A 19,535-nucleotide genomic window follows, 5' to 3' on the forward strand; every position below is an offset into this window, starting at 1 on the left:
GAGTCTTCCCATGCTCGAATCAGTCGTCGCCTATGGCATCATCGCCGGCGCCCGCGCCATCACCGGCTTGCGCAGCCTCTGGCTGGGCACCACGCCGATCCCCAAGCAACGCATCTATTACGCCAACCACAGCAGCCATGGCGACTTCGTCCTGCTCTGGGCCTCGTTGCCGCCGGAGGTGCGGCGGCGTACCCGGCCGGTGGCGGGCGCCGACTACTGGAACAAGGCCGGCCTGCGCAGCTACGTGATCAACAAGGTGTTCAACGGCGTGCTGGTCGACCGCCAGCGCAGCGAGGTCAATGCCAATCCGCTCGAACCCCTCGACCGCGCCCTGGACGGCGGCGATTCGCTGATCATCTTCCCCGAGGGCACCCGCAACCTGGACGACGAGGTCAAGCTGTTGCCATTCAAGAGCGGTATCTACCACCTGTCCCTGGCCCACCCGGACGTCGAGCTGGTGCCGGTCTGGCTGGCCAACCTCAACCGGGTCATGCCCAAGGGCCGCATGCTGCCGTTGCCGCTGCTCTGCACCCTGAGCTTCGGCAAGCCGCTGGTCGCCACGGCGGAAGAAGGCAAGGAGGCGTTCCTCGAACGAGCGCGCATGGCCCTGCTGGACCTGGCGCCGGAAGAGGAGGCCTGAGATGAACGAACAGACCTGGATGCTCTTCGGCGGGATCGGCGCGCTGCTGCTGCTCGCCTCGCTGGTCGGCTTCGTCCTCAAGTGGCGCGCCGGTCCCGGCCCGAACGCGGTGATCGACAACCTGAACGCACGGATCAACGCCTGGTGGGCGATGGTCCTGGTGATCGGTTTCGCCTTCTGGCTTGGCCAGGCGGCGGTGATCCTGCTGTTCTATGGCGTGTCGTTCTACGCCCTGCGCGAGTTCATCACCCTCACCCCGACCCGGCGCAGCGACTACCCGGCGCTGGTGGCGGCGTTCTACTTCGTGCTGCCGATGCAGTACCTGCTGATCTACATCGACTGGTACAGCATGTTCTCGATCTTCATCCCGGTGTACGTGTTCCTGCTGTTGCCGATCCTCGCCTCGCTGGGCGGCGACACCAAGCACTTCCTCGAGCGCGCCTCGAAAGTGCAGTGGGGCCTGATGCTGGCGGTGTTCTGTATCTCCTTCGTGCCGGCGCTGCTGACCCTCGACATCCCCGGCTTCGAGGGGCGCAACCTGCTGCTGATCGCCTACCTGGTGATCGTCGTGCAGCTCTCCGACGTGATGCAGTACATCTGCGGCAAGCTGTTCGGCAAGCGCAAGATCGCTCCCAACCTGTCGCCGTCGAAGACCGTCGAAGGCTTCGTCGGCGGCATCGCCCTGGCCACCGCCATCGGCGCCTCGCTGTGGTGGATCACCCCGTTCAACCTCTGGCAGGCGGCGTTGATCGCGCTGCTGATCAACCTGCTGGGCTTCTTCGGCGGCCTGGTGATGTCGGCGATCAAGCGCGACCGTGGGGTCAAGGACTGGGGGCACATGATCGAAGGCCACGGTGGCATGCTCGACCGCCTGGACTCGGTGTGCTTCGCCGCGCCGATCTTCTTCCACGTGGTGCGCTACTGGTGGACGCCCTGAGGTTCGCCTGGCGCCGAGGGGAGCGGGGCGGTTGCCGATGGCGGCCGCCCCGTCGTCGTTTTCCCGCCGTGTAGGCAGCCAGGAAATTGCGAGCGATAGAGACCCGTAGGGCGGATACCGTCACAGGCGGTATCCGCCGAAACCCCGGATAAGCGGCGGATAACCGCAAGCGGTGATTCGCCCTACAACCAGGCTCCGGCATACGGGGACGTGACCGCAGCTTCACTGTCTCAGAGATTGACCAGGCGCATGCCTTCCTCGCTATAGCGACTGCCGGCGACCGCCTCGGCGGGGAAGATCGCATCCAGCTCGGCCAGTTCCGCCGCGCTCAGGCGCAATTCCGTCGCGGCGACGTTCTCCTCCAGGTAGCGCCGCTGTTTGGTGCCGGGAATCGGGATCAGGTCATCGCCCTGCGCCAGCACCCAGGCCAGCGCCAGTTGCGAGGGTTTCACGCCCTTGGCTGCGGCCAGTTCGCCGACCTTGTCCACCAGCTTCAGGTTCTTCGCGAAGTTCTCGCCCTGGAAGCGCGGGCTGAAACGACGGTAGTCGTCGGCGGCGAAGTCTTCCGGGCGCTTCAGGGTGCCGGTAAGGAAGCCTCGACCCAGCGGGCTGTAGGGGACGAAGGCGATGCCCAGGCGACGGCAGGCGGCGAGCACCCCGGTGTCCTCCGGATCGCGGGTCCACAGCGAGTACTCGCTCTGCAACGCGCTGATCGGGTGCACCCGGTGGGCACGCTCGAGGGTTTCCGCCGAGGCTTCGCTGAGACCGATGTGGCGGATCTTGCCGGCCTTCACCAGGTCGGCGAGGGCGCCGACGCTGTCCTCGATGGGTACCTGCGGGTCCATGCGGTGCTGATAGTACAGGTCCAGGCGGTCGGTACCGAGGCGCTTCAGGCTGCCTTCGATGGCGCGGCGGATGTACGCCGGGCTGCCGTCGACGCCGCGCGCCCGGGGATTGGCAGGGTCGCGGACGATGCCGAACTTGCTGGCCAGGAACACCTGCTCGCGTTTGCCGCGCAGGGCCTCGCCGAGCAGTTCCTCGTTACTGTGCGGGCCGTACATGTCGGCGGTATCGAAGAAGTTCAGCCCGAGTTCCACGGCGCGATGCAGGGTGGCGATGGCCTCCTGGCGGTCGCCGCCGGTGGTGTAGAAGTCGGTCATGCCCATGCAGCCGAGGCCAATGGCGGAGACGGAAGGGCCGTTGTGGCCGAGTTGACGGGTTTTCATGTGTCGAGCCTCGCGGGAGGGAAGGAAAACGTCGTCATTCTTCGCTCTGCATTGGTCTGGATAAAGCCCATAATTACGGTTTTACCATTCGTATTTTCCAAATAATCGAGGGTGTCCGATGGATCGTTTCCAGGCCATGCAGGCCTTCACCCGCATCGTCGAGCTGGGCGCCTTCGGCAAGGCCGCGGACAGCCTGGAGCTGCCGCGCGCCAGCGTGACCCAGGCGATCCAGCAACTGGAGGCGCACCTTGGCGTGCAGTTGCTGCAGCGCACCACCCGCCAGGTCAGCCTGACCCTCGACGGGCAGGCCTACTACGAGCGTTGCGTGCGCCTGCTGGCGGACCTGGAGGAGGCGGAAAGCTGCTTTCCACGCGTCCTGAACAACCCGCGCGGGCGCTTGCGGGTCGACCTGCCGGGCGCGCTGGGGCGGATGCGGGTGATTCCGTTCCTGCCGGAGTTCTGCGAGCGCTACCCGGAACTGGAGCTGCAGTTGAGCAGCAACGATCGCCTGGTCGACCTGCTGCGCGAGGGTGCGGACTGCGTGCTGCGGGTCGGCGAGCTGCACGATTCCAGCCTGGTCGGCCGGCACCTGGCCGACCTGCCGCAGGTGACCTGCGCCAGCGCCGCCTACCTGGAGCGTCATGGCCATCCGCGGCAGCTCGCCGAGCTCGGCGGGCACCTCGCGGTGAACTACCAGTCGCCTTCCAGCGGGCGTACCTTCGACTTCGAGTTCAGCGTCGACGGGCGTCTGCGCACGTTGCCGATGCGCAGCCGGGTCAGCGTCAACAACGCCGATGCCTACGTCGCCGCCTGCCGGGCCGGGCTCGGGCTGATCCAGGCGCCGCACTATCACGTCGCCGCCGGCCTGGCCGACGGTAGCCTCCGACAAGTGCTCGGAGAATGGTTGCCGCCATCGCTGCCGCTGCATGCCGTGTATCCCTCGCAGCGCCAGTTGTCGCCGCGGGTGAGGGTGTTCGTCGACTGGCTGGTGGAACTGTTCGGTCGCCAGGCGGCCGGCGAGACGCAATGAGACGCAGGCTTTCCGGGCGAAGATTTTTCTCGATTTCGCCGAGAGAACCTCGTTAGGATCGGCAGCCTTGGCCTGTCGAGCAGGGATGTTCGTCCGAGTTCCGGATGCCCGCTGCCGCCAGGCCGCATTCATTCGAACAAGAATAAGGATCGCTGATGGAAAGCTTGCAGAAGTGGGTGGTCGACCTGAACGGCGTGGTCTGGGGGCCGTTGATGCTGGTGCTGATTCTCGGCACCGGCCTGTACCTGATGCTGGGGTTGAAGTTCATGCCCCTGGTGCGCCTGGGAGTCGGCTTTCGCCTGCTCTGGCAGGGGCGTAGCAAGGATGACGAGAGCAGCGGCGAGATCAGCCCGTTCCAGGCGCTGATGACCTGCCTGGCGGCCACCGTCGGTACCGGCAACATCGCCGGGGTGGCCACGGCGATCTTCCTCGGCGGCCCGGGCGCGCTGTTCTGGATGTGGTGCACCGCGCTGGTGGGAATGGCCACCAAGTTCTCCGAAGTGGTGCTGGCGGTGCACTACCGCGAGAAGGATGAGCGCAACGAACACGTCGGCGGTCCGATGTATGCCATCAAGAACGGTCTGGGCAAGCGCTGGGCCTGGCTCGGCGCGGCCTTCGCGCTGTTCGGCGGGCTCGCCGGCTTCGGTATCGGCAACATGGTCCAGGTCAACAGCATGGCCGATGCCCTGGAGGTTTCCTTCGGCGTGCCCGACTGGGTCACCGGGGTCGCCACCATGCTCGTCACCGGGCTGGTGATCCTTGGTGGCATCCGCCGTATCGGCAAGGTCGCCGAAGCCCTGGTGCCCTTCATGTGCGTCGGCTACATCGTCGCCTCGGTGATCGTCCTGGTGGTCCATGCCGAGGCGATTCCCGGCGCGTTCCAACTGATCTTCACCCACGCCTTCACGCCGATCGCCGCCACCGGCGGCTTCGCCGGCGCAGCGGTGATGGCGGCAATCCGTTTCGGCGTCGCACGCGGGATCTTCTCCAACGAGGCCGGCCTCGGCACCGCCGGCATCGCCCAGGCCGCCGGCACGACCCATAGCGCGGTGCGTTCGGGCCTGATCGGTATGCTCGGCACCTTCATCGATACCCTGATCATCTGCAGCCTGACCGGCCTGGCGATCATCACCTCGGGCGTCTGGACCAGCGGCGCCAGCGGCGCGGCGCTGTCCTCGGCGGCGTTCGAGGCGGCGATGCCGGGCGTCGGCCACTACATCCTGTCGCTGGCCCTGGTGGTGTTCGCCTATACCACCATCCTCGGCTGGAGCTACTACGGCGAGCGCTGCTGGGAGTACCTGGCGGGCACCCGGGCGATCCTGCCGTTCCGGATCGTCTGGACCCTGGCGATTCCGTTCGGCGCCATGACCCAGCTGGACTTCGCCTGGCTGGTGGCGGATACCCTCAACGCGCTGATGGCGATTCCCAACCTGATCGCCTTGCTGCTGCTGAGTCCGGTGGTGTTCCGCCTGACCCGGGAGTATTTCGCCAAGGCCAGGAGTTGAGCCTCGGGGGACGGCGACGCTCAAACCCGAGGTTTTCGCTCGGGTAAAGCGTGCTAGCATCGTCGCCGGCCCCGAATGCTTCCGCCGCCGGCCACAGGGCCGGCGGCTTCTCACTGACTAGAAGGATCAACGCAATGGCTCAAGTGACTCTCAAGGGCAACCCGGTCAACGTCGATGGCCAGCTCCCGCAGAAAGGCGCCCAGGCTCCGGCCTTCAGCCTGGTCGGCGGCGACCTCGCCGACGTGACCCTGGAAAACTTCGCCGGCAAGCGCAAGGTGCTGAACATCTTCCCCAGCGTCGACACCCCGACCTGCGCCACCTCGGTGCGCAAGTTCAACGTCGAGGCCGGCAAGCTGGCCAACACCGTGGTGCTGTGCATCTCCGCCGACCTGCCGTTCGCGCAGAAGCGCTTCTGCGGCGCCGAAGGCCTGGAGAACGTAGTCAACCTGTCGACCCTGCGCGGTCGCGAGTTCCTCGAGAACTATGGCGTGGCCATCGCCAGCGGCCCGCTGGCCGGCCTGGCCGCGCGCGCCGTGGTGGTGCTCGACGAGCAGAACAAGGTGCTGCACAGCGAACTGGTCGGCGAAATCGCCGACGAGCCGAACTACGCGGCGGCCCTGGCGGCTCTCTGAGCCCCACGGCCAACCCGCTTCGTCCCATGACCGTCAGCCAGGCTGGCTGGTAACGGGCGAACCCGAATCCCTTGGCTGCTCGCCTCGGGCCATGAGCAGGGCGGATAATCGCAGCGCGGTCATCCGCCCTGCGTCGCAGAGACGCAGCGCTAGCGCATGGCGACCTGGTGGCGCCGGCTGACGCTGGCGAAGGCGCTCCGGAACGCCTGCATCTCTTCCTCGCTGCCTACCGTCACGCGGACCCAGTTGGGCCAGGAGGCCCACGGGCGGCCGACGTGCACCCGCTGTTTCTCCAGTTCGGCGATGACCAGCTCGGCGGGACGGCGCATATCCACCATGAAACAGTTGGACTGCGAGGCGGTGCAGCGGAAGCCCTGCTGGCGCAGCCAGGCGATGGTGCGCTCGCGGACCTCTGCGTTCTGCTGCTTGCGCCGTGGCACCAGGTCGTCGTCACGCAGGCTTTCCAGCCCGGCGTGGGCGGTCGGCGAGGGCACCACGTTGTGGCCGCCGAAGCGCTCCAGCCGCGCCAGCAGCTGCGGATGCCCGATGGCCAGGCCGAGCCGGGCGCCGGCCATCCCGTAGAGTTTCGAGAAGGTACGCAGGACCAGCACATCCTGGCGCTGGACGGCCAGGCCAACGACGCTGGGTGCGTCGGAAAAATGGATATACGCCTCGTCGACCAGCACCACGCTGCGCTCGGGCTTGCGTTCGATCGCCCTGACGATCCGCTCGTGCGGGGTGAGGGTGCCGGTCGGGTTGTTCGGGTTGCAGATATAGATCAGCCCGGCGTCGCGTTGCGCGGCGGCGAGCATGCGCTCGATGTCGTGGGCCGCCTCGGCGTCCAGCGGCACGGCAGCGACCTTCGCCCCCTGGGCCTGGGCGGCGCCGACCACGGAGTCGTAGGAGGGATCGGCGATGACCAGGCCGCGCTCCTTGCCGGTGAACGCCGCGACGGCGTATTGCAGCGGCTGGCGCGAGCCGCAGTAGGCGTGCACGCATTCGGCGGGGATGCCGTTCTGCTTGGCGAACAGGCCGACCAGGGCGTCCTGCGCGTCGTAGTCGTAGCGACCGCAGAGCGCGGCCGCCCGCTGCATGGCGGCCCTGGCCTTGGCGGAGGGGCCGTAGGGGCTTTCGTTGAAATCCAGGAAGGTCTCTTGCGGCTTGCCGGCGGCGCTTGTCGCGCCGCTCCCGGCGAAGGCTCGCGGGCTCAGCAGGATGCTGCTGGAGGCCAGGGCGGTCAGGGTCACGAACGAACGACGACTCAAAGCGGGCATAGCTTCACCTCCGTGTACCGAATGGGATATGCGTGCGGTGGGTTCCTCTCGGGCGTGTGTCACCAGAGTGGATAACGAGGAGGGAGTCGGTCCGTTTATGGTGGCGTGATAATGGCGCCGGAATATCGGCGGTCGTTCTTCGGATTGCGCACGCGGCGCTCCCGGGCGGCGAACCGCCGGGGAGCGCCGTGTGGATTCAGAGCGTGAGGGTGAAGCGCCCGGTCAGCGCGCCCGGCAGGTGCATCGAGTCGGTCTGGCGTTCGCCGTAGGTATTGCTGGACAGGCGCAGTTCGCGCTCGTGGCTGAGGTCTTCCAGGTGGGCGCCGAGGAAGCTGTACAGGCTGTCGTCGAAGCGCATGGTGCTGACCGGCGCCCGGATCTGGCCGTTCTCCACCCAGAAGGTGGCGAAGCGGGTCATTCCGGTCAGGCGTGCGGCGGGCATGTCCGAGTAGTTCAGGTACCACAGGTTGCCGATGTACAGGCCGGTATCCAGGGCCTCGAGGATGCGCGCCTGCTCCAGGCTGCCGCCGGCCATGTCCAGCGCCGTGGGCGCCTCGTTGGCGCCGGCGCCATTGGCTACCAGGCCGTATTCGCGGGCGCTGCGCGAACTCACCAGGCGTCCGCTCAGGCGGCCGTTGCCGACCAGTTCGACCTCGGCGCGCGGCGAGCCTTCCGCGCTGAATGCCGGGGAGGGCGAGGTGGCAGGGCGCTCGGCGAGGTTCAGCAGCGGGCTGAGCAGGGCGTCGCCGTTCTGCAGGCGTTGCAGGGGGCTTTCGCCGGTAGCCAGGGCGCGCGCGGAGAAACCGCCCCAGCAGAGCATCTGCATGACTTCCTCGAGCGCCGCCGGCGCCAGGTAGGCGCGATAGTCGCCGGGGCGCAACTGGCGCAGCGGCTTGCCCAGGTGGCCGAGCTGCTCCCGGGCCTGTTCGAAGCGCCGGGCGAAGGCTTCGTCGTCCCAGCGCTGGCCGGCGTAGTCGGCCTTCACCGCCTGGCCGTTGCCATGGAACAGGCTCCAGTCGAAGTTGAAGCTGCTGCCGGCATGCCAGCCGAAGGCGCCCCAGGAGTTGGCGAAGCCACGGAACAGCGGTCCGGCGGCATAGATGCCGACCAGGTCGAGGTCGCGCGCCCGGCGTTCGAGGCTGGCCAGCAGCGCGCCGCTGTCGGGCGCTGCGCCGAGGTCCTGGTTCTCTCGCTGCCAGGCCGAGGTGTCGAGCAGCAGATAGGGATCGGCGGGAATCCAGGCCAGGCTCTGGCGCAGTTGCCGAAGGCCTTCGGCCAGACGCTGGCGGTCTTCTTCCGGCGCGCCGGAGAGCGTCAGGTCGAGGCTCGCCTGGCGTTCGTCGCGGATCAGCCGGAGCAGCGCGCTGGCCTGGCGCACCCGGCCGGCCTGGCGCACCCGCGCCCGGTTGAAGCGGATGAACTCGGAGTCCTCGGCGCTGTACCAGAGGGTGAAGTCCTCGCCCTCGGCCAGATGCCGGCGCAGGTCCTCGGCGAGGGCTTCGAAATGCTGTCTCTGGTGCATCAGGTATCTCCCCCGAATACGTCCACATCGCTGAATACGCAGGCCGGCGAGGCGTGGCCGACACGGATCACCTGGTTCGGCTCGCCCTTGCCGCAGTAGGGCGTGCCGAGCACCTCGAAGGTGCCGGCGTCGCCCACCGCGCTGAGGTTGCGCCAGAACTGCGCGGAGATGCCCCGGTAGTTGGGGTTCTTCACCACGCCCTTGAGTTCGCCGTCCTCGATCAACTGGCCCCATTCGCAGCCGAACTGGAACTTGTTGCGTGCGTCGTCGATCGACCAGGAGCGGTTGTAGGACATCAGCACCCCGCGCTCGATACCGGCCACCAGCTGCGCGAAGCTCTTGTCGCCGGGCTCCAGGTTGAGATTGGCCATGCGGTCGATGGGCGCGCGGTTCCAACTGCTGGCGCGGCTGCTGGCGACGCCCTCCAGGCCGCTGCGGTGTTGCGACAGGGCGCCGCCGAGCGGACGCAGCAGGCGGCCTTCGCGGATCAGGTATTCCTTGCGCGCGGGGCTGCCGTCGTCGTCCTGGCGGTAGCTGGCCAGCTCCTCGGGGATTTCCGGGTCGAAGCTGACGTTGAGCAGGCTGGAGCCGTACTGGTAGCGACCGAAGTCCTCGGTCTTGATGAAGCTGGTACCGGCGTAGTTGCGCTCGTCGCCGAGGATGCGATCCAGCTCCAGCGGGTGGCCGATCGACTCGTGGATCTGCAGGATCATCTGGTCCGGCATCAGCAGCAGGTCGCAGCGGCCGCTCGGGGTGTTCGGCGCCGCCAGCAGTTGCAGGGCCTGGTCGGCGATGCGCGGCGCGGCGCCGACCAGGCCGAGGCGCTCGATCACTTCGGCGCCGCCCTGCTGGCCGGCATGGTGGCCGCCGAAACTGCGGGTCTGGCTGTCATGGCCGTCGTAGGCGGTGACGCTGGCGCCGGGATAGACGAAGCGCTGCTCGTGGTATTGCTCGGCGCCGGCGCTGTTCAGGTAGAGCTGTTCCTGGCGGCTGACTTCGAGGAATACGCTCCAGTTCACCAGGCGCTCGTCGCGCGGCACCTTGGCGGACTCCTCGGCGAGCAGTTCGTAGCACTCGGCGAGGGAGGGGAAAGGGGCGTCCTGGTTCGGCGAGCGATACTGCGAGCGGCCGCTTGCCGGCGGCAATCCGCTGACGTCGAACAGGGCGTGCCGGGCGATCCGCTCGGCTTGCCGTTCGGCCTGCTCCAGGGCGGCCTGCAGGCCGGCCGCGGAGAGATCGTTGGTGGCGGCGTAGGCTTCCACGCCGTTCAGCCGTACGCAGAGCATGGCGCCGCGGTCCTGGCTGAAGTGCGGCGGCTCGCTGACGTTGCGGCGCACCGAGAGGTACTCGCCGCTACGCTGGACGTAGCGCAAGGAGTGGAATTCGGCGCGACTGCGGAGCGCCGCGAAGCGGTGTTTCAACGGGTCGATCATCTGTGCGTCCCTGGCCGATTGCGGAGTGGGCGAATGCAGAACGCTCTATTTCAAGCCTTCGCCCGTAACGGAGCAAGCCGTTTGTTGTCATAGCCTGGTGCCAGGCTGCGGGTGGCTCGCCGAAGCCTGCGGGCGGAATGCCTAACTATCGGTAAAGCAAGGGTAAATAGCGGGTAAAGAGGCTTTGCCTGGGCCCCCGCAATGCTTATCGTGCAGCCTGGAAAAAGCGCCTCCGTTCTAAGCCTGAAGAAGAACCATGACTCCAACGACCGGTAAATCCAAGTTCCGTACCCTGCGCCCGTGGCTGATCACCGCCCTGGCCTTCGCCGCCGTGATCGGCCTGGTGATGTGGCTGGCGGCGCCCGCCTCGGCACCGTCCTCCGACGGGCGACCCGGTCGCGGCGGCAAGCCGGGCGCCGCGCTGCCCAAGGCCAACGCGCTCACCGTCGGCGTGGCCAGGGTGGAGCAGGGCGACCTGGCGCTGCATTTCAACGCGCTTGGCACCGTCACCGCCTTCAACACGGTGAACGTCAAGCCGCGGGTCAACGGCGAGCTGGTCAAGGTGCTGTTCCAGGAGGGGCAGGAGGTCAAGGCCGGCGACCTGCTGGCGGTGGTCGACCCGCGCACCTACAAGGCGGCGCTGGCCCAGGCCGAGGGCACGCTGATGCAGAACCAGGCGCAACTGAAGAACGCCGAGATCGACCTGCAGCGCTACAAGGGGCTGTATGCCGAGGACTCGATCGCCAAGCAGACCCTGGATACCCAGGAAGCCCAGGTCCGCCAGTTGCAGGGCACCATCCGTACCAACCAGGGCCAGGTCGACGACGCCCGCCTCAATCTGACCTTCACCGAGGTCCGCGCACCGATTTCCGGGCGCCTCGGCCTGCGCCAGGTGGACATCGGCAACCTGGTCACCAGCGGCGATACCACGCCGCTGGTGGTGATCACCCAGGTCAAGCCGATCTCGGTGGTGTTCAGCCTGCCGCAGCAGCAGATCGGCACCGTCGTCGAGCAGATGAACGGCCCCGGCAAGCTGGCGGTCACCGCGCTGGACCGCAACCAGGACAAGGTTCTCGCCGAAGGCACCCTGACCACCCTGGACAACCAGATCGACACCACCACCGGCACGGTCAAGCTCAAGGCGCGCTTCGAGAACGCCGACGGCAAGCTGTTCCCCAACCAGTTCGTCAACGTGCGCCTGCTGGCGCAGACCCTCAAGGGCGTGCTGACCATTCCGGCCAACGCCGTGCAGCGCGGCACCAACGGTATCTATGTGTACGTGGTCGGCGCCGACAACAAGGTCAGCCAGCGCAGCGTCGCCATCGGCACCAGCGAGAACGAGCGGGTGGTGGTGGAAAGCGGCCTGAAGGCCGGCGAGCAGGTGGTGGTGGAAGGCACCGACCGCCTGCGCGACGGTATGGAAGTGCGTGTCGCCGAGGCCTCCCCGCAGGTCCTCGAGGGCGAGCCGCAGAAACCGCAGACTGGCCGCCCCAGCGGCCTCCAGGGCGACTCGGTGGGTAGCGGGAGCGCTGAATGAACCCGTCCCGCCCGTTCATCCTGCGGCCGGTCGCGACCACCCTGCTGATGGTGGCGATCCTGCTCTCGGGCCTGATCGCCTACCGCTTCCTGCCGATCTCGGCGTTGCCGGAAGTGGACTACCCGACCATCCAGGTGGTCACCCTGTACCCCGGCGCCAGCCCGGAGATCATGACCTCGTCGATCACCGCGCCGCTGGAGAACCAGCTCGGGCAGATTCCGGGGCTCAACGAGATGTCTTCCAGCAGTTCCGGCGGCGCCTCGGTGATCACCCTGCAATTCAGCCTGCAGAGCAACCTCGATGTTGCCGAGCAGGAGGTCCAGGCGGCGATCAACGCCGCGCAGAGCCTGCTGCCCAACGACCTGCCGAACCAGCCGGTGTTCAGCAAGGTGAACCCGGCGGACGCACCGATCCTGACCCTGGCGGTGATGTCCGACGGCATGCCGCTGCCGCAGATCCAGGACCTGGTGGATACCCGCCTGGCACAGAAGATCTCGCAGATCTCCGGGGTCGGCCTGGTCAGCATCAGCGGCGGCCAGCGCCCGGCGGTGCGGGTGCGCGCCAACCCGACGGCGCTGGCGGCGGCGGGGCTGAGCCTGGAGGACCTGCGCAGCACGGTGACCAGCAACAACCTCAACGGCCCCAAGGGCAGCTTCGACGGCCCGACCCGTGCCTCGACCCTGGACGCCAACGACCAGTTGCGCTCGGCCGACGCCTACCGCGACCTGATCATCGCCTACAAGAACGGCTCGCCGCTGCGCATCCGCGACGTCGCCAGCGTCGAGGACGACGCCGAGAACGTGCGCCTGGCCGCCTGGGCCAACAACCTGCCGGCGGTGGTGCTGAACATCCAGCGCCAGCCGGGGGCCAACGTGATCGAGGTGGTCGACCGGATCAAGGCGCTGCTGCCGCAGCTGCAATCGACCCTGCCGGGCAATCTCGACGTGCAGGTGCTGACCGACCGCACCACCACCATCCGCGCCTCGGTCAAGGACGTGCAGTTCGAGCTGGCGCTGGCGGTGGCGCTGGTGGTGATGGTCACCTTCCTGTTCCTGCGCAACGTCTACGCCACCCTGATTCCCAGCTTCGCCGTGCCGCTGTCGCTGATCGGTACCTTCGGCGTGATGTACCTGTCCGGCTTCTCGATCAACAACCTGACCCTGATGGCGCTGACCATCGCCACCGGCTTCGTGGTCGACGACGCGATCGTCATGGTGGAGAACATCGCCCGCTACCTGGAGCAGGGCGACTCGCCGCTGGAAGCGGCGCTCAAGGGCTCGAAGCAGATCGGCTTCACCATCATCTCGCTGACCTTCTCGCTGATCGCCGTGCTGATCCCGCTGCTGTTCATGGGCGACGTCGCCGGGCGGCTGTTCCGCGAGTTCGCCATCACCCTGGCGGTGGCGATCCTGATTTCCGGCTTCGTCTCCCTGACCCTTACGCCGATGCTCAGCGCCAAGCTGCTGCGCCACATCGACGAGGACCAGCAGGGCCGCTTCGCGCGCGCCGCGGGGCGGGTCATCGATGGCCTGATCGCACAGTACGCCAAGGCCCTGCGGGTGGTCCTGCGGCACCAGCCGCTGACCCTGCTGGTGGCCATCGCCACCCTGGCGCTGACCGCGCTGCTCTACCTGGCCATGCCCAAGGGCTTCTTCCCGGTGCAGGACACCGGGGTGATCCAGGGCGTCGCCGAAGCGCCGCAGTCGATCTCCTTCCAGGCCATGTCCGAGCGCCAGCGCGCCCTTGCCGAGGTGGTGCTGAAGGACCCGGCGGTGGCCAGCCTGTCCTCCTACATCGGCGTCGACGGCAGCAACCCGACCCTCAACACCGGCCGCCTGCTGATCAACCTCAAGCCGCACAGCGAGCGCGACGTCACCGCCAGCGAAGTGATCCAGCGCCTGCAGCCCGAACTCGACCACCTGCCCGGGATCAAGCTGTACATGCAGCCGGTGCAGGACCTGACCATCGAGGACCGGGTCGCCCGCACCCAGTACCAGTTCACCTTGCAGGACGCCGACCCGGACGTGCTCGCCGAGTGGGTGCCGAAGCTGGTGGCGCGGCTGCAGGAGTTGCCGCAGCTCGCCGACGTCGCCAGCGACTGGCAGGACAAGGGCTTGCAGGCCTACCTGAACATCGACCGCGACACCGCCTCGCGCCTCGGCGTGAAGCTCTCCGACATCGACAGCGTGCTCTACAACGCCTTCGGCCAGCGGCTGATCTCGACCATCTTCACCCAGGCCACCCAGTACCGCGTGGTGCTGGAGGTGGCGCCGCAGTTCCAGCTCGGCCCGCAGGCCCTGGAGCAGCTCTACGTGCCGTCCAGCGACGGCACCCAGGTGCGCCTGTCGAGCCTGGCGAAGGTGGAGGAGCGGCATACCCTGCTGGCGATCAACCATATCGCCCAGTTCCCCTCGGCGACCCTGTCGTTCAACCTGGCCAAGGGTTACTCCCTGGGCGAGGCGGTCGAGGCGATCCGTGGCGTCGAGGCCAGCCTGGAGCTGCCGCTGAGCATGCAGGGCAGCTTCCGCGGCGCGGCGCTGGCCTTCGAGGCCTCGCTGTCGAACACGCTGCTGCTGATCCTCGCCTCGGTGGTGACCATGTACATCGTCCTGGGCATCCTCTACGAGAGCTTCATCCATCCGGTGACCATCCTCTCGACCCTGCCCTCGGCCGGGGTCGGCGCGCTGCTGGCGCTGATGCTGGCGGGGCAGGAGATCGGCATCGTGGCGATCATCGGCATCATCCTGCTTATCGGCATCGTCAAGAAGAACGCGATCATGATGATCGACTTCGCCCTCGACGCCGAGCGCAACGAAGGCAAGCCGCCCCATGAGGCGATCTACCAGGCCTGCCTGCTGCGCTTCCGGCCGATCCTGATGACCACCATGGCCGCGCTGCTCGGCGCGCTGCCGCTGATGCTCGCCGGCGGCGCCGGCGCCGAGCTGCGCCAGCCGCTGGGCATCACCATGGTCGGTGGCCTGCTGCTGAGCCAGGTCCTGACCCTGTTCACCACCCCGGTGATCTATCTCTACTTCGACCGCCTGGCCCGTCGCTGGGCGGCCTGGCGCAAGCAGCGCGGGCTGGACCTGAACACCGAGGCCGGGTTCGACGGGGACGCCGGGCGATGAGTCTGTCCACGCCCTTCATCCGCCGCCCGGTCGCCACCACGCTGCTGACCCTGGCGTTGCTGCTGGCCGGCACCCTGTCGTTCGGCCTGCTGCCGGTGGCGCCGCTGCCCAACGTCGATTTTCCGGCCATCGTGGTCAGCGCCAGCCTGCCGGGCGCCAGCCCGGAAACCATGGCCTCGTCGGTGGCCACGCCGCTGGAGCGCTCGCTGGGACGGATCGCCGGGATCAGCGAGATGACCTCCAGCAGTTCGCTGGGCTCGACCACCGTGGTGCTCGTGTTCGACCTGGAGAAGGACATCGACGGCGCCGCCCGCGAGGTGCAGGCGGCGATCAACGGCGCGATGAGCCTGCTGCCCAGCGGTATGCCGAACAATCCCAGCTACCGCAAGGCCAACCCCTCGGACATGCCGATCATGGTCCTCACCCTGACCTCGGAGACCCAGAGTCGCGGCGAGATGTACGACCTCGCCTCGACCGTGCTGGCGCCCAAGCTGTCGCAGGTGCAGGGGGTAGGGCAGGTGAGCATCGGCGGCAGCTCGCTGCCGGCGGTGCGGGTCGACCTCAACCCGGATGCCATGAGCCAGTACGGGCTGTCCCTGGACAGCGTGCGCACGGCCATCGCCGCGGCCAACAGCAACGGCCCCAAGGGCGCCGTCGAGAAGGACGACAAGCACTGGCAGGTGGACGCCAACGACCAGTTGCGCAAGGCCCGCGAGTACGAGCCGCTGGTGATCCACTACAACGCCGACAACGGCGCCGCGGTGCGCCTCGGCGACGTGGCCAAGGTCAGCGACTCGGTGGAGGACGTGCGCAACGCCGGCTTTTCCGACGATCTGCCGGCGGTGCTGCTGATCGTCACCCGCCAGCCCGGCGCCAACATCATCGAGGCCACCGACGCCATCCACGCGCAACTGCCGGTGTTGCAGGAACTGCTCGGGCCGCAGGTCAAGCTGAACGTGATGGACGATCGCAGCCCGTCGATCCGTGCGTCGCTGGAAGAGGCCGAGCTGACCCTGCTGATCTCGGTGGCGCTGGTGATCCTGGTGGTCTTCCTGTTCCTGCGCAACGGCCGCGCCACGCTGATCCCCAGCCTGGCGGTGCCGGTCTCGCTGATCGGCACCTTCGCGGTCATGTACCTGTGCGACTTCAGCCTGAACAACCTGTCGCTGATGGCGCTGATCATCGCCACCGGCTTCGTGGTGGACGACGCCATCGTGGTGGTGGAGAACATCGCCCGACGCATCGAGGAGGGCGATCCGCCGATCCAGGCGGCGATCACCGGCGCCCGCCAGGTCGGTTTCACCGTGCTGTCGATGACGCTCTCGCTGGTCGCGGTGTTCATCCCGCTGCTGCTCATGGGCGGCCTCACCGGACGGCTGTTCCGCGAGTTCGCGGTGACTCTCTCGGCGGCGATCCTGGTGTCCCTGGTGGTATCCCTGACCCTCACGCCGATGCTCTGCGCGCGTCTGCTGCGTCCGCTGAAACGGCCCGAAGGCGCTTCCCTGGCGCGGCGCAGCGATCGCTTCTTCGCCGCCTTCATGCTGCGCTACCGCGCCAGCCTGGGCTGGGCGCTGGAGCACTCGCGGCTGATGGTGGTGATCATGCTGGCCTGCATTGCCATGAACCTCTGGTTGTTCGTGGTGGTGCCCAAGGGCTTCCTCCCGCAGCAGGACTCCGGGCGCCTGCGCGGCTACGCGGTGGCCGACCAGAGCATCTCGTTCCAGTCCCTGAGCGCGAAGATGGGCGAGTACCGCAAGATCCTCTCTTCCGATCCGGCGGTGGAAAACGTGGTCGGCTTCATCGGTGGCGGCCGTTGGCAGTCGAGCAACACCGGTTCGTTCTTCGTCACTCTCAAGCCGATCGGCGAGCGCGACCCGGTGGAGAAGGTCCTCACCCGGCTGCGCGAGCGGATCGCCAAGGTGCCCGGCGCGGCGCTCTATCTCAACGCCGGCCAGGACGTGCGCCTGGGCGGCCGCGACAGCAACGCGCAGTACGAATTCACCCTGCGCAGCGACGACCTGACCCTGCTCCGCGAATGGGCGCCGAAGGTCGAGGCGGCGATGCGCAAGCTGCCGCAGCTGGTGGACGTCAACAGCGACTCCCAGGACAAGGGCGTGCAGACCCGCCTGGTGATCGACCGCGACCGCGCGGCGACCCTGGGGATCAACGTGGAAATGGTCGACGCGGTGCTCAACGACTCTTTCGGCCAGCGCCAGGTGTCGACCATCTTCAACCCGCTGAACCAGTACCGGGTGGTGATGGAGGTCGACCAGCAGTACCAGCAGAGCCCGGAGATCCTCCGCCAGGTCCAGGTGATCGGCAACGACGGCCAGCGCGTGCCGCTGTCCGCGTTCAGCCACTACGAACCGAGCCGGGCACCGCTGGAGGTCAACCACCAGGGCCAGTTCGCCGCCACCACGCTGTCCTTCAACCTGGCACCGGGCGCGCAGATCGGCCCGACCCGCGAGGCCATCATGCAGGCCCTGGAGCCGCTGCACATCCCGGTGGACGTGCAGACCAGCTTCGAGGGCAACGCCGGCGCGGTGCAGGACACGCAGAACCAGATGCCCTGGCTGATCCTCCTGGCGCTGCTGGCGGTGTACATCGTCCTCGGCATCCTCTACGAGAGCTACGTGCACCCGCTGACCATCCTCTCGACCCTGCCTTCGGCCGGGGTCGGCGCGCTGCTCGCGCTGATCTTCTGCCGCAGCGAGCTGAGCCTGATCGCGCTGATCGGCATCATCCTGCTGATCGGCATCGTCAAGAAGAACGCGATCATGATGATCGACTTCGCCCTGGAGGCCGAGCGCAACCACGGCCTGAGCCCGCGCGAGGCGATCCTTGAGGCCTGCATGATGCGCTTCCGGCCGATCATGATGACCACCCTGGCCGCCTTGCTCGGCGCCTTGCCGCTGATCTTCGGCATCGGCGGCGACGCCGCGCTGCGCCGGCCGCTGGGCATCACCATCGTCGGCGGGCTGATCGGCAGCCAGTTGCTGACCCTGTACACCACCCCGGTGGTCTACCTCTATCTCGACCGCCTGCGCCACTGGGTCAACCAGAAACGCGGCGTACGCACGGACGGTGCGCTGGAGACACCCCTATGAAACACACCCCCTCGTTGCTCGCCCTGGCCCTGGTCGCCGCCCTCGGCGGCTGCGCCATCGGCCCCGACTACCAGCGACCGGACCTGGCGGTGCCCGCCGAATTCAAGGAAGCCGAAGGCTGGCGCCGCGCCGAGCCGCGCGACGTGTTCCAGCGCGGCGCCTGGTGGGAGCTGTACGGCGACCAGACCCTGAACGACCTGCAGATGCACCTGGAACGTTCCAACCAGACCCTGGCCCAGTCGGTGGCGCAGTTCCGCCAGGCCGAGGCGCTGGTGCGCGGCGCGCGAGCCGCGTTCTTCCCGTCGATCACCGGCAACGTGGGCAAGACCCGCAGCGGCCAGGGCGGCGGCGATAGCACCGTGTTGCTGCCGGGAGGCTCGACGGTGAGCAGCGGCGGCTCTGGCGCGATCAGTACCAGCTACTCGACCAACCTCAGTGTCAGCTGGGAGGTCGACCTCTGGGGCAAGCTGCGCCGGCAACTGGAGGCCAACCAGGCGAGCCTGCATGCCAGCGCCGCCGACCTCGCCGCGGTGCGCCTCAGCCAGCAGTCGCAACTGGCGCAGAACTACCTGCAACTGCGGGTGATGGACGAACAGATCCGCCTGCTCAACGACACGGTGACGGCCTACGAGCGTTCGCTGAAGGTGGCCGAGAACAAATACCGCGCCGGCATCGTCACCAGGGCCGACGTGGCCCAGGCCCGCACCCAGCTGAAAAGCACCCAGGCCCAGGCCATCGACCTGAAGTACCAGCGTGCCCAGCTGGAGCACGCCATCGCCGTGCTGGTCGGCCTGCCGCCGGCGCAATTCAACCTGCCGCCGGTGGCGAGCGTGCCGAAGCTGCCGGACCTGCCGGCAGTGGTGCCGTCGCAATTGCTCGAGCGGCGGCCGGACATCGCCTCGGCGGAACGCAAGGTGATTTCCGCCAACGCCCAGATCGGCGTGGCCAAGGCCGCCTATTTCCCCGACCTCACCCTGAGCGCCGCCGGCGGCTACCGCAGCGGCAGCCTGAGCAACTGGATCAGCACGCCGAACCGCTTCTGGTCGATCGGCCCGCAGTTCGCCATGACCCTGTTCGACGGCGGCCTGATCGGCTCCCAGGTGGACCAGGCCGAGGCGACCTACGACCAGACCGTGGCGACCTACCGGCAGACCGTGCTCGACGGTTTCCGCGAGGTGGAGGACTACCTGGTGCAATTGAGCGTCCTCGACGAGGAGAGCGGGGTGCAGCGCGAAGCCCTGGAGTCGGCCCGCGAGGCACTGCGCCTGGCCGAGAACCAGTACAAGGCCGGCACCGTCGACTACACCGACGTGGTCACCAACCAGGCCACCGCGCTGAGCAACGAACGCACCGTGCTGACCCTGCTCGGCAGCCGCCTGACCGCCAGCGTCCAGTTGATCGCGGCAATGGGCGGCGGCTGGGACAGCGCCGACATCGAGCGGACCGACGAGCGGCTCGGCCGGGTCGAAGAGGGCCTGCCGCCTTCGCCCTGAGTTCTTCTCGCTGCCTGTTCCTGACGAATGCCTTTCCCCGCTATTGCGCTTGCATGACACACCGCCGTCCG

The 19,535-nt window shown here is 67.7% G+C and carries 13 protein-coding genes; 9 read left to right on the forward strand and 4 right to left on the reverse strand.

Annotated elements, in window-relative coordinates; genetic code table 11:
* Window positions 1-10 precede the first annotated feature (10 nt).
* Complete coding sequence (locus tag AC1RB9_RS12680) at window positions 11-640, forward strand: lysophospholipid acyltransferase family protein (RefSeq protein ID WP_003120065.1); 630 nt, start codon at window positions 11-13, stop codon at window positions 638-640.
* Between the two features lies 1 nt (window position 641).
* Entirely contained in the window at window positions 642-1,577 is a 936-nt protein-coding gene (locus tag AC1RB9_RS12685) for a phosphatidate cytidylyltransferase (protein WP_003089962.1), read from the forward strand.
* Between the two features lie 230 nt (window positions 1,578-1,807).
* Here the strand turns inward: AC1RB9_RS12685 and AC1RB9_RS12690 are convergent, their stop codons facing one another.
* Window positions 1,808-2,803 (reverse strand): aldo/keto reductase, encoded by a 996-nt coding sequence (locus AC1RB9_RS12690; RefSeq protein ID WP_003113326.1) that lies wholly within the window; start codon window positions 2,801-2,803, stop codon window positions 1,808-1,810.
* Between the two features lie 118 nt (window positions 2,804-2,921).
* Between AC1RB9_RS12690 and AC1RB9_RS12695 the strand changes: the two genes are divergently transcribed.
* The 3 genes from AC1RB9_RS12695 (at window position 2,922) to tpx (ending at window position 5,970) form a co-directional block, all read left to right on the forward strand.
* Window positions 2,922-3,833 carry a LysR family transcriptional regulator gene (locus AC1RB9_RS12695; protein ID WP_003120066.1) on the forward strand — a complete coding sequence of 304 codons (912 nt, stop codon included), beginning with the start codon at window positions 2,922-2,924 and terminating at the stop codon, window positions 3,831-3,833.
* Window positions 3,834-3,988: 155 nt separating this feature from the next.
* Complete coding sequence (locus AC1RB9_RS12700) at window positions 3,989-5,338, forward strand: alanine/glycine:cation symporter family protein (protein ID WP_003113324.1); 1,350 nt, start codon at window positions 3,989-3,991, stop codon at window positions 5,336-5,338.
* A 134-nt stretch (window positions 5,339-5,472) separates the two neighbouring features.
* Window positions 5,473-5,970: a thiol peroxidase gene (gene tpx / locus AC1RB9_RS12705; protein ID WP_003089950.1), complete on the forward strand. Its 498-nt coding sequence runs from the start codon at window positions 5,473-5,475 to the stop codon at window positions 5,968-5,970.
* Window positions 5,971-6,119: 149 nt separating this feature from the next.
* Here tpx and ptaA read toward each other — a convergent pair whose 3' ends face one another.
* From ptaA to AC1RB9_RS12720, 3 genes are all read right to left on the reverse strand, one after another.
* Window positions 6,120-7,244 carry a pyoverdine biosynthesis transaminase PtaA gene (ptaA, locus tag AC1RB9_RS12710; protein WP_003113323.1) on the reverse strand — a complete coding sequence of 375 codons (1,125 nt, stop codon included), beginning with the start codon at window positions 7,242-7,244 and terminating at the stop codon, window positions 6,120-6,122.
* Window positions 7,245-7,440: 196 nt separating this feature from the next.
* A complete protein-coding gene (locus AC1RB9_RS12715; RefSeq protein WP_003113322.1) occupies window positions 7,441-8,766 on the reverse strand; it encodes a TldD/PmbA family protein in 1,326 nt (441 codons plus the stop codon).
* Window positions 8,766-10,199, reverse strand: a complete 1,434-nt coding sequence (locus AC1RB9_RS12720) for a TldD/PmbA family protein (protein ID WP_003451415.1) — start codon at window positions 10,197-10,199, stop codon at window positions 8,766-8,768. Before AC1RB9_RS12720 ends, AC1RB9_RS12715 begins: the two co-directional genes overlap by 1 nt.
* 256 nt (window positions 10,200-10,455) lie before the next feature.
* Between AC1RB9_RS12720 and muxA the strand changes: the two genes are divergently transcribed.
* Genes muxA through opmB form a run of 4 tightly spaced genes read left to right on the forward strand, consistent with a single transcriptional unit; the run spans window position 10,456 to window position 19,464 of the window.
* Window positions 10,456-11,736: a multidrug efflux RND transporter periplasmic adaptor subunit MuxA gene (gene muxA / locus AC1RB9_RS12725; protein ID WP_003111498.1), complete on the forward strand. Its 1,281-nt coding sequence runs from the start codon at window positions 10,456-10,458 to the stop codon at window positions 11,734-11,736.
* Window positions 11,733-14,864 carry a multidrug efflux RND transporter permease subunit MuxB gene (gene muxB, locus AC1RB9_RS12730; protein ID WP_003089920.1) on the forward strand — a complete coding sequence of 1,044 codons (3,132 nt, stop codon included), beginning with the start codon at window positions 11,733-11,735 and terminating at the stop codon, window positions 14,862-14,864. The genes muxA and muxB overlap by 4 nt, the downstream gene beginning before the upstream one ends.
* Window positions 14,861-17,971: a multidrug efflux RND transporter permease subunit MuxC gene (gene muxC / locus AC1RB9_RS12735; RefSeq protein WP_003451413.1), complete on the forward strand. Its 3,111-nt coding sequence runs from the start codon at window positions 14,861-14,863 to the stop codon at window positions 17,969-17,971. The genes muxB and muxC overlap by 4 nt, the downstream gene beginning before the upstream one ends.
* The gene (gene opmB, locus AC1RB9_RS12740) at window positions 17,968-19,464 is read left to right on the forward strand and encodes a multidrug efflux RND transporter outer membrane subunit OpmB (protein ID WP_003089909.1); all 1,497 of its coding nucleotides are present in this window, start codon (window positions 17,968-17,970) and stop codon (window positions 19,462-19,464) included. The genes muxC and opmB overlap by 4 nt, the downstream gene beginning before the upstream one ends.
* Window positions 19,465-19,535: the final 71 nt, after the last annotated feature.

Source organism: Pseudomonas sp. 20-5 (genome assembly GCF_056782835.1).

What these genes read in the sequence shown, in the direction of transcription:
- AC1RB9_RS12685 (WP_003089962.1), top strand. Translation starts at nt 642, where the DNA reads ATGAACGAACAGACCTGGATGCTCTTCGGCGGGATCGGCGCGCTGCTG.
- AC1RB9_RS12690 (WP_003113326.1), bottom strand. Translation starts at nt 2,803, where the DNA reads ATGAAAACCCGTCAACTCGGCCACAACGGCCCTTCCGTCTCCGCCATT.
- AC1RB9_RS12715 (WP_003113322.1), bottom strand. Translation starts at nt 8,766, where the DNA reads ATGCACCAGAGACAGCATTTCGAAGCCCTCGCCGAGGACCTGCGCCGG.
- muxA (WP_003111498.1), top strand. Translation starts at nt 10,456, where the DNA reads ATGACTCCAACGACCGGTAAATCCAAGTTCCGTACCCTGCGCCCGTGG.
- tpx (WP_003089950.1), top strand. Translation starts at nt 5,473, where the DNA reads ATGGCTCAAGTGACTCTCAAGGGCAACCCGGTCAACGTCGATGGCCAG.
- AC1RB9_RS12680 (WP_003120065.1), top strand. Translation starts at nt 11, where the DNA reads ATGCTCGAATCAGTCGTCGCCTATGGCATCATCGCCGGCGCCCGCGCC.
- muxC (WP_003451413.1), top strand. Translation starts at nt 14,861, where the DNA reads ATGAGTCTGTCCACGCCCTTCATCCGCCGCCCGGTCGCCACCACGCTG.
- opmB (WP_003089909.1), top strand. Translation starts at nt 17,968, where the DNA reads ATGAAACACACCCCCTCGTTGCTCGCCCTGGCCCTGGTCGCCGCCCTC.
- ptaA (WP_003113323.1), bottom strand. Translation starts at nt 7,244, where the DNA reads ATGCCCGCTTTGAGTCGTCGTTCGTTCGTGACCCTGACCGCCCTGGCC.
- muxB (WP_003089920.1), top strand. Translation starts at nt 11,733, where the DNA reads ATGAACCCGTCCCGCCCGTTCATCCTGCGGCCGGTCGCGACCACCCTG.
- AC1RB9_RS12700 (WP_003113324.1), top strand. Translation starts at nt 3,989, where the DNA reads ATGGAAAGCTTGCAGAAGTGGGTGGTCGACCTGAACGGCGTGGTCTGG.
- AC1RB9_RS12720 (WP_003451415.1), bottom strand. Translation starts at nt 10,199, where the DNA reads ATGATCGACCCGTTGAAACACCGCTTCGCGGCGCTCCGCAGTCGCGCC.
- AC1RB9_RS12695 (WP_003120066.1), top strand. Translation starts at nt 2,922, where the DNA reads ATGGATCGTTTCCAGGCCATGCAGGCCTTCACCCGCATCGTCGAGCTG.